The following is a 10,643-nucleotide window of genomic DNA, read 5'->3' on the forward strand; positions in this document are numbered from 1 at the left end:
CGGTCATACGCAGGCGGCCGCGGGTATGGCCGGTGTGATCAAGATGGTGATGGCCATGCGGCACGGGAACCTGCCGGCGACGCTGCACGTGGACGAGCCGTCGCCGCACGTGGACTGGTCGGCGGGTGACGTACGCCTGCTGACGAAGGCCCTGCCCTGGTCCGACGAGGGAGGTCTGCGCCGGGCCGGTGTCTCCTCGTTCGGCGTGAGCGGCACGAACGCGCACGTGATCCTTGAGGAGCCCCCTGCCCCTGCCCCTGAGCCGGTGGCGGCGGAGATGGAGGTGCCGGGGCCGGTGCCGTGGGTGGTGTCGGCGCGCGGGGACACGGGTCTGCGGGGGCAGGCCGCGCGACTGGCGAGCTTTGTACGCGGTCGCGAGGACGTGGATGCCGCCGGGGTGGCCGCGGCCTTGGCCGGTCGCGCGGTGTTGGACGACCGTGCGGTCGTTGTGGGTGAGGGCGTTGCTGATCTGGTCGCGGGGCTGGATGCGTTGGTTGAGGGCGTTTCGGCCGAGGGTCTGGTGACGGGTTCGCCGGTGGGTGGGAAGACGGCGGTGTTGTTCACCGGTCAGGGTTCTCAGTTCGCTGGTATGGGCGGGCAGTTGTATGAGCGGTTTGAGGCCTTCGCCGGCGTGGTGGATGAAGTGTGTGCGGTGGCGGATGAGTTGTTGCGGGAGCCATTGCGTCCGGTGCTGTTCGGTGAGGGTGGTCGTGGTGATCTCATCGGCGAAACCGTGTTCGCTCAGGTCGGGTTGGTGGCACTGGAGGTGGGACTGTGGCGGGTCCTGGTCGAGTGTGGTGTGCGGGCGGATGTGCTGGTGGGGCATTCGGTCGGTGAGGTCAGTGCGGCTGTCGCGGCGGGTGTGCTGAGCCTGTCTGATGCGGTGCGGTTGGCGTGTGTTCGTGGCCGGTTGATGCGGGGGCTCGCGGGTGACGGGGTGATGGCCTCGGTTGCTGCTTCCGCTGAGGAGATCGAGGAGCGGGTCGGCGGAGTTGCCGGTGTGTGGGTGGCTGCGGTGAATGCGCCGGAGTCGGTGGTGCTGGCCGGTGCGGTGGACGCGGTGCGTGGTGTGGTCGAGAAGCTGGAAGCCGAGGGGGTGCGGACGCGGTGGCTGCCGGTGAGCCACGCCTTCCACACCCCGTTGATGGACCCGATGCTGGAGGACTTCTCCGCGGCGATAGCGGGCCTGGCTTTCGGGCCTGCCGAGATCCCGGTCGTCTCCACGGTGTCGGGGGAGTTGGCTGGTGCTGATTTCGGTAGCGCCGCGTACTGGGTGCAGCACGCGCGACAGCCCGTACGGTTCGCCGACGCGGTGCATACGGCCAGGGAATTGGGGGCTCGTATCTGGGCCGAGGTCGGTCCGCAGCCCGCGCTTTCCGCCGCGATGGAAGAGCGTGCGGGCGAGGTTGCCGCGAGCTTTATGTGGCGTGACCGGGACCAGGCCACCAGCCTGCTGACCGGTCTGGCCCGGCTGCACGTCCACGGCGTCGAAGTGGACTGGGCCCACTGGGTTCCCCGGACGCGACAGCCGGTTGAGTTGCCGACGTACGCGTTCCAGCGACGCCGCTACTGGGCGGCGGGTAACGCCGGAGCCTCTGTCGGGTCACTCACCGGAGCAGGGCTGGCGGTCGCGGGTCATCGGCTGCTGGGCGCGCAGGTGGCTCTTGCCGACGGCGGTGTGGTGTTCACGGGCAGGCTGTCGGCATCCACCCAGCCCTGGATCGCCGACCATGCCGTGTCCGGCGTGGTCGTGCTGCCGGGGACCGCGTTCGTCGACTTCGCGGTGCATGCGGGCCGGCGGGTGGGGTGCCCGCGTGTGCGGGAACTGACCCTTCAGGCGCCGCTGGTGCTGCCCGAGGACGGGCAGGGCGTGGCGGTCCAGGTCGTGGTCGACGTCCCCGACGAGCACGGGCAACGGACCGTTGACATCTACTCCCGCCCTGACACCGGGGACGGTGGGTGGACCCGCCACGGCACCGGAATCCTTGCCGGGACGGCGGATGCCCCCGAGGAGGGCAGGGCCTGGCCCCCGGCCGGAGTTCCGGTCCCTGCGGACGACGTCTACGCGGGGCTGGCCGATGCCGGGTTCGACTACGGGCCGGTCTTCCAGGGGCTGCGGCAGGTCTGGCAGGACGGTGAGGACGTCTACGCGGAGGTCGTGCTGCCCGACGACCCGTCCGGCTTCGCGCTGCACCCGGCTCTGCTGGATGCCGCGCTGCACGCCCTCGCCGCGACACCCAGCACCGGTGATGGCGGGCTTCCGTTCGCGTTCACCGGTGTCACCGTCCACTCCACCGGGGCGCGGATCCTGCACGCCCGGCTGCGTCGTGGTGAGAACGGTGTCGCGGTCGAGGCCGTCGATCCGACCGGGCGGCCCGTTGTCACCGTCGATTCCCTCGCCTTCCGGCCGGTCAGCGAGGCGGCGCTCCGTCCGCCGCAGGACGCCCCGCTTCTCATGCGCTGGGACCAGGTCGCCGTCGTTCCGGACGGGCTGCCGTCCCTTCCTGAGGACTGTGCCCTGGTGTCGGCGGGCCACCACGACGGTGTGACAGACGTGGTGGGGGGCGTGGACGACGGTGTGACCGCTCCCAGCTGGGTGGTGCTGGACCTGCCGGACAACTCCGCCGCGTCCGTGCCGGAGCGGGCTCGCGCCGCCACGGAGTGGCTGCTCTTCCAGGTGCAGGTGTTCCTGGCCGCGCCCGCGCTCTCGGGTGCGCGGATGCTGATCCGTACCACGGGAGCGGTCGGCACCGGTCCCGGCGACCGGCACGTGGACCCGGCCGTCGCCGCGGTCTGGGGCCTGGCGAGGTCGGCCGTCGCGGAGAACCCCGGCCGACTCCACTTGGTCGATAGTGACACCGACACCACGACCGGTGAAGTGTCCGTCGGGTGTCTCCTGGCCGCGGTCCACGAAGCGGGACGTGAGCAAGTAGCGCTCCGCAAGGGCGTGTTGCTCGCTCCGCGGCTCGTGCCGCTGGACAACGACGTGCTGTCCGTCCCGGAGGGCGCGAACTGGCGACTGACCCCTGGTGGGCAAACCCTCGACGGGCTGAGCCTGGTCGCCGGTCCGGCTGCTCCGGAAGTGCTCGCGCCGGGGCAGGTGAGGGTGGCGGTGCGTGCCGCCGGCCTGAACTTCCGCGACGTGATGGTCGCTCTCGGGATGTACCCGGGACGCGCCGCGCTGGGCGCGGAGGGCGCGGGGGTGGTGACCGAGGTGGGTCCGGACGTGACCGGACCGGCCGTCGGAGACCGGGTGTTCGGCCTCATGCCGGAGTGCTTCGGACCGAGCGCCGTGGCCGATGCCCGCAGGCTCGCCGTGGTGCCGGAGGACTGGTCGTTCGCGGAGGCGGCGTCGGTGCCGATCGTGTTCCTGACGGCCTGGTACGCGCTGCGCGACCTGGCGGATCTGCGCCCCGGTGAGCGGGTGCTGATCCACGCCGGTGCGGGCGGCGTGGGTATGGCGGCGATTCAGCTGGCGCGGCATCTCGGCGCCGAGGTGTTCGCGACGGCCCATCCCGACAAGTGGGGCACCCTGCGCGGGCTCGGCGTGACCGAGGACCACATGGCCTCCTCCCGCGACCTCGACTTCCGCGCCCGGTTCGCGGCGGTGACCGGGGGGCGTGGTGTCGATGTCGTACTGAACTCCCTCGCCGGTGAGTTCGTGGACGCCTCGTTCGAACTGCTGCCGCGCGGTGGACGGTTCGTCGAAATGGGCAAGACCGACGTCCGTACCGGGGACGAGGTCCCGGCCGGTGTGACGTACCGGACGTTCGACCTGGCCGATCCGGAGCCGGACCGGATCGGCGCCATGCTGTCCCAGGTGCTCGACCTGCTCCGGCGGGGCGCGCTGGACCTGCTGCCGATCACGACCTGGGACGTCCGCGAGGCCCCGGCCGCGTTCCGCCACCTCGGCCAGGCCAAGCACACCGGGAAGCTGGTCCTGACCGTTCCCGCGCCGCTGGACCCGGCCGGCACCGTGCTCGTGACCGGTGGCACCGGCACCCTCGGGGCCTTGCTGGCCCGGCATCTGGTCGCCGAGTACGGCGTACGAAACCTGGTGCTGACCAGCCGTCAGGGGCTGGCGGCACCGGGGGCCGACGAACTGGTCGAGGAACTGCGGCGGTCGGGTGCCGAGGCGCGCGTCGTGGCCTGCGACGTGTCGCGCCGGGACCAGGTGGCCGCCCTCCTCGACGGCATCGGCCCTGACCGCCCGCTGACCGGTGTGCTGCACGCCGCCGGGGTGGCCGACGACGCGGTCATCGGTTCGCTCACCCCGCGGCGGCTCGCCGCGGTGCTCGCGGCCAAGGCGGACTCGGCCTGGCATCTGCACGAACTGACCCGTGGCGCCGACCTGGCGATGTTCACCCTGCTCTCCTCGGCCGCGGGCGTGCTCGGTGCGGCGGGGCAGGCCAACTACGCGGCGGCGAACACCTTCCTCGACGCGCTCGCCGAACACCGTCACGCCCGCGGCCTGCCCGCGCAGTCGCAGTCCTGGGGCCTGTGGGCACAGCGCAGCGGGATCAGCGGCCACCTCACCGAGGGCGACCTGGCACGTATCGCCGCCTCCGGGTTGGTGCCGCTGAGCACCGAGGCCGGTCTGCGCCTGTGGGACCGGGCCAGGGGACGGGCGGACCGCCCCCACGTGGCGCTGCTCCGACTGGACCCTCGGCACCGGCACACACATCCGCTGCTGGCCGGTCCTGCCGTATCCGAGCGGGGGACGCGGGCACGGAGCACGGCGCCCGTCGGGCAGACCGAGGCCCGCGACCGGCTGGCCACGCTGCCGGACGGCGAGCGGCGCCGGGCACTCATCGGCCTGGTCCGCGAGCACGCCGCCGCCGTCCTGGGGCACCCCTCCGTCGAGACGGTGGAGGACGAACGGGCCTTCAAGGAGCTGGGGTTCGACTCGTTGACCGGTATCGAGCTGCGTAACCGGCTCACCGCCGCCACCGGGGTGCAGCTGCGGCCCACCCTGGTCTTCGACCACCCCACACCGCAGCTGCTCGCCGAACACCTCGACCGGCAGGTCAGCGCCGAAAGCGCGGCACCGGCCGGCACGGGCGGCACGGGCGGCGGCGCGGACGCCTCCGAGGACGACCTCACCGAGGCCGACTTCCGCCGGTTGCTGGCCACCATTCCGTTCCAGACCCTGCGCGAGGCCGGGCTCACCGGAACACTGCTGCGGCTCGCCCGTGGCGACGGCCGTTCGTCGTCCGAGCCGCAGGAGCGGCCCGGCGAGATCGACGCCATGGATGCCGACGAGTTGATCCGCATCGCCCTCAACACATTCGAAGACTGACGCTTCCAGGAGTGACGTCCATGCAATCCTCGGCCGATCAGCTCGTCCAGGCGCTGCGCGCCGCGCTGAAGGACAACGACCGGCTCCGGCGCGAGCACCTCGACCTGGTGACGGCCGCGCGGGAACCGATCGCCGTCGTCGGGATGGCCTGCCGCTACCCGGGAGGCGTGACCTCACCGGCGGAGCTGTGGCAGCTGGTCGGGCGTGGCGGTGACGCGATCACCCCGTTCCCGCGCGACCGGGGCTGGAGCCTCGACGAGCTGCGCGGCACCGACGCCGAAGAGGCGGGCACCTCCTACGTCCAGCGCGGTGGATTCCTGCATGACGCCGCCGACTTCGACGCGGAGTTCTTCGGGATCAGTCCGCGCGAGGCGCTGGCGATGGACCCGCAGCAGCGGCTGCTCCTCGAAACCAGCTGGGAGGCCGTCGAACGCGCGGGCATCGACCCGGGGACGCTGCGCGGCAGCAAGGTCGGCGTCTTCTCCGGGCTGATGGGCCAGGGATACGCCTGGCGCCTGTCGGACATCCCGGCCGAGGTCGAGGGGTACGTCGGTACGGGCAACACCGCGAGCGTCGCCTCCGGCCGGGTCGCGTACGCCCTCGGCCTGGAAGGGCCCGCGATCACCCTCGACACGGCCTGCTCCTCCTCGCTGGTGGCCGTGCACCTGGCGGCGCACGCCCTGCTGCGCGGGGAGTGCTCCATGGCACTGGCCGGCGGGGTCACCGTGATGTCCACCCCGGACACCTTCGTGGAGTTCTCGCGACAGCGCGGCCTGGCCCCGGACGGGCGCTGCAAGGCGTTCTCCGCCGACGCCGACGGCACCGGCTGGGGTGAGGGCGCCGGTGTCCTGCTGCTGGAGAAACTGTCGGACGCGCGGCGCAACGGGCACCCCGTCCTGGCGGTCGTCCGGGGCAGCGCGGTCAACCAGGACGGCGCCAGCAACGGCCTGACCGCCCCGAGCGGCCCCGCCCAGGAGGCGGTGATCCGCCAGGCGCTGACGGCGGCCGGGCTCACCGCCGCCGACGTGGACGCGGTGGAGGCGCACGGAACCGGCACCCGGCTCGGCGATCTCATCGAGGCACAGTCGCTGCTGGCCACCTACGGGACCGACCGGCCGGCGGGCGACCCCGTACGGATCGGTTCGCTCAAGTCGAACATCGGGCACACCCAGGCCGCGGCCGGGGTCGGCGGCATGATCAAGATGATCATGGCGATGCGGCACAGGACCCTGCCGCGCACCCTGCACGCCGAGACGGCCACCACCTCGATCGACTGGTCCTCGGGCACCATGGCCCTGCTCACCGAGCAACTGCCCTGGCCGGAGCACGACCGCCCGGCCCGCGCGGCCGTCTCCTCCTTCGGGGTCAGCGGCACCAACGCGCACGTCATCATGGAGGCGCCGGACGCCCCCGACACCACCCCGGCCGGCCACGGTGCGGATTCCACCGACGGGGCCGGCTCCACCGAGGGCACCGGTTCCACCGACGTAACCGCAGCAGCCACGGCCGGGACGCCCCGGCCGTGGCTGCTGGCCGCCCGGACCCCCGCCGCACTGCGCGGACAGGCCCAGCGGCTCTACGACCTCGTCTCCGCCCGCCCCGAGGTGCGCGACGCCGACATCGAACTCTCCCTGCGCACCGGCCGCACCCCCTTCGACCACCGTGCCGTCGTCACCGGCGACGACCGCGAGACGCGGACACAGGCACTGGCCGCGCTCACCCGCGACGAGCGCACCCCGCACCTGGTGACCGGCCAGGCGGTGCGCGGCGACGCCGTCTTCGTCTTCCCCGGCCAGGGCTCCCAGTGGATCGGTATGGGTCTCGACCTGTACGAGACCTACCCGGTCTTCGCCGAGCACCTGCGGGCGTGCGCCGATGCGCTGGCCCCGTACACCGACTGGTCGCTGCTGCCGGTGCTGCGCGGCGAACCCGGCGCGCCCTCACTGGACCGCGTCGACGTCGTTCAGCCCGCCCTCTTCGCGGTGATGGTGTCGCTGGCACACCTGTGGCGCTCCCTGGGCGTGCGTCCGGCCGCCGTGGTCGGCCACAGCCAGGGCGAGATCGCCGCCGCGTACGTCGCCGGGGCCCTGTCCCTGGACGACGCGGCCCGCATCGTCGCGCTGCGCAGCCGGGCCCTTCGCGGTCTGTCCGGCCAGGGCGCGATGGCCGCCGTCTCCATGCCCGCCGACGAGGCGGCCCGGCGCATCGAGAAGGGCCGGCTTGCCGCGAACACCGACGGCGACCTGTCCGTCGCGGCCGTCAACGGACCCGCCTCCACGGTCGTCGCCGGTGATCCCGACGCCGTCGACAGTTTCCTCGGCCAGGCCGCAGCGGAGGGCTTCCAGACCCGCCGCCTCCCCGTTGACTACGCCTCCCACTCCTCACAGATGGAGCAGATCCGCCAGGAACTCCTCGGCACTCTCGCCGACGTCACCGCACGCCCGGGCGACACCCCGTTCTACTCCACGGTCACCGTCGACATCATCGACATCGGAGAACTGGACGCCGCGTACTGGTACCGGAACCTGCGCCAGACCGTGCGTTTCGAGGAGACCGTCCGCCTGCTCCTCGACCACGAACACCGCCAGTTCATCGAGTGCAGCCCGCACCCGGCCCTACTCGCCGCGGTGGCCGACACGGCCGCGGCGGCCGAGACACCGGCCGCCGCTGTCGGCTCGCTGCGCCGCGACGGAGGCCGGAGCCGGTTCCTCACCAGCCTGGCCGAGGCCCACGCGCACGGTGTCGCCGTGGACTGGGCAGCCCTGCCCGCGCCGGACGGCGACCGTGTCGAACTGCCGACCTACGCCTTCGAGCGCCGACGCCACTGGCTCACCTCGACACCGGGCGGCAGTCACGGGCTCACCGCGGCGGGACTGCACAGCGCCGAACACCCGCTGCTCGGCGCGGCCGTGACCGTCGCCGCCGCCGACGGACTGCTCCTGACCGGACGGCTCGCCCTGGACTCCCACCCGTGGCTCGCCGACCACCGCATCCTCGACACGGTACTGGTGCCCGGCACCGCCCTGCTCGAGGTGGCGACCCACGCCGCCCGGCTCACCGGCGCGGGATGTGTCGCCGAACTCACTCTGGAATCACCGCTGATCGTCCCCGACGAGGGCGCGATCGAGGTGCAGGTCCTGGTGGAGGAACCGGACGACGAAGGCCGTCGCCCGCTGACCATCCACTCCCGTGCCGCGGACGCCTCGGACTCTCCGGTCTCCCCGGACGACGCGCCCTGGCACCGCCACGCCCGCGGCTTCCTCACCGCCGGCACCGAAGCGCCTTCGGCCCTCGCACAGCCCACCGCCTGGCCGCCGCCCGGAGCGACCCCCGTCCCCACCGATGATCTCTACACACGCCTGGCCGATGCCGACTTCCAGTACGGCGACGCCTTCCGCGGGCTGCGCGCCGCCTGGCGACAGGGCCAGGACCTCTTCGCCGAGGTGCAGTTGCCGACCGGGCACGACACGGAGGCCAACCGCTACGGCCTGCACCCCGCGCTGCTCGACAGCGCCCTGCACGCCCTCGGCCTCGGCCCCTTCGCGGAGGAGGAGAACAACGGCGGACGGCTGCCGTTCTCCTGGAGCGACGTCCAACTGCACCGCCCGGGCACCGACCGGCTGCGCGTACGGATCTCCCCGGCAGAGGGGACGGACGCCGTCTCCCTGCACGCCACCGACGCCATGGGCACGCCGGTCCTGACAGCCGGCTCACTGGTGCTGCGCCCCGTCTCGCCGGAGCTCGTCCACTCCGCCACGGCCTCCCGCACCTCCGATGGCCTGCTGTGCCGGGTCGAATGGCCCGTACATGCTCGCCCGTCGGCGCCCTCGGTGCCCGGCCGGACGGTCGTACTCGGCGACGACCTGCCCGGCTGGCCCACCGCCGACCGGCTGCCCCCGCTCCCCGGCCTTCTCCTCGGCATCGAGGAACAGCGGCCCCTCTGGGACGCACTGCCCGACCCCGTACCGACGGACGTCGTCCTGCCGTACGCCACCGAGCCCATGGAACCGGACGCTGACGCCGCCGAGGCCGCCCGGGCGGCGGTCGTCCGCACGCTGCGCCTGGTCCAGGAGTGGATCGGCGACGAGCGGCTCGCGGACTCCCGGCTGGTTCTGGTCACCCGCGGTGCCGTCGAGGTGCTGCCGGGCGAGGGCGTGGCCGACCTGGCGCATGCCGCGATGTGGGGCCTGGTGCGGTCCGCCCAGTCCGAACACCCGGGCCGGTTCGCCCTGTTGGACATCGACGACACCGACATCGCCGCCGACCTCCTGCGTGCGGCCCTCGCCACGGGCGAGGACCAACTCGCCGTGCGCGGCGGCTCCCTGCACACCCCCACCCTCACCCGAATCACGGCCGTCCCCGCCGAAGCGCGCCCGATGGACCTGGAGGGGACGGTGTTGGTGACGGGTGGTACGGGTGTGCTGGGTGGGTTGGTGGCTGAGTGGTTGGTGTCGGTGTGTGGTGTGCGGCATCTGGTTCTGGTGGGGCGTCGTGGTCTCGCCGGGTCTGTGGTGGAGCGGGTGGAGCGGCTGACCGGGCTGGGTGCGCGGGTGCGGGTGGTGGGGGCGGATGTGTCGTCCCGGGCCGGTGTGGAGGAGGCTCTGTCCGTGGTGGACGGGGGGCATCCGTTGACGGGGGTGGTGCACGCGGCCGGAGTGGTGGACGACGGTGTGGTGGGCTCACTCTCGCCCGAGCGCGTCGATGCGGTGATGGGCGGCAAGGCGGGCGGCGCGTGGTGGCTGCACACGCTGACGCAGAACATGGAGCTGTCGTTCTTCTCGGTGTTCTCGTCGGTGGCCGGTGTGGTGGGTTCCCCGGGACAGGCGAACTACGCGGCGGCGAACGGGTTCCTGGACGGTCTGGTGCAGGAGCGGCGAGCGCGCGGACTGGTGGGTCAGTCGATCGCCTGGGGCCTGTGGGACGTGACCGAGGGCCTGGCCGGCGACCTGAGCGAGAGCGACCTGACCCGGATGTCCCGCCGCGGGATCACCGGGCTGTCCGCTTCCGGAGGACTCGGGCTCCTGCAGACCGCGTGGAACCTGCCGGACTCCTTGCTCGTGGCGGCGCGTTGGGACACGACTGTCTGGCGCGACGCCGAGATCGTGCCGACGATGCTGCGCGGACTGGTAGGCGGCGGCCGCGGCGTACCCCGCTCCCGCCGCCCGGCCACCGAGGGCCTGGCGGAACTGCTGACCGGTCTGCCGGAAGCCCAGATGACCAAAGCCGTGGTGGAAGCGGTACGCGCTGAGGTGGCGTCTGTTCTTGGTTTTGGGTCGGTGGTGGATGTGCCGGTGGGGTTGGCGTTTCGGGAGATGGGTTTTGATTCGCTGACGGCTGTTGAGTT

The 10,643-nt window shown here is 72.6% G+C and carries 2 protein-coding genes (1 of these 2 running past the window's edge); both read left to right on the plus strand.

Annotated features, from left to right (window positions below; all coding sequences use genetic code 11):
- On the plus strand, nucleotides 1–5,299 hold the end of the coding sequence (locus ACIQD6_RS29000; RefSeq protein WP_401887903.1) for a type I polyketide synthase. 10,451 nt of this gene lie to the left of the window's left edge; only the last 5,299 of its 15,750 coding nucleotides appear in the window; the start codon falls outside the window, past its left edge; its stop codon occupies nucleotides 5,297–5,299.
- A gap of 20 nt (nucleotides 5,300–5,319) precedes the next feature.
- A partial coding sequence (locus ACIQD6_RS29005) for a type I polyketide synthase (protein ID WP_401887928.1) occupies nucleotides 5,320–10,643 on the plus strand: 5,324 nt, incomplete at its 3' end.

Source organism: Streptomyces sp. NPDC088400, assembly GCF_044753355.1.
Lineage (GTDB): Bacteria > Actinomycetota > Actinomycetes > Streptomycetales > Streptomycetaceae > Streptomyces.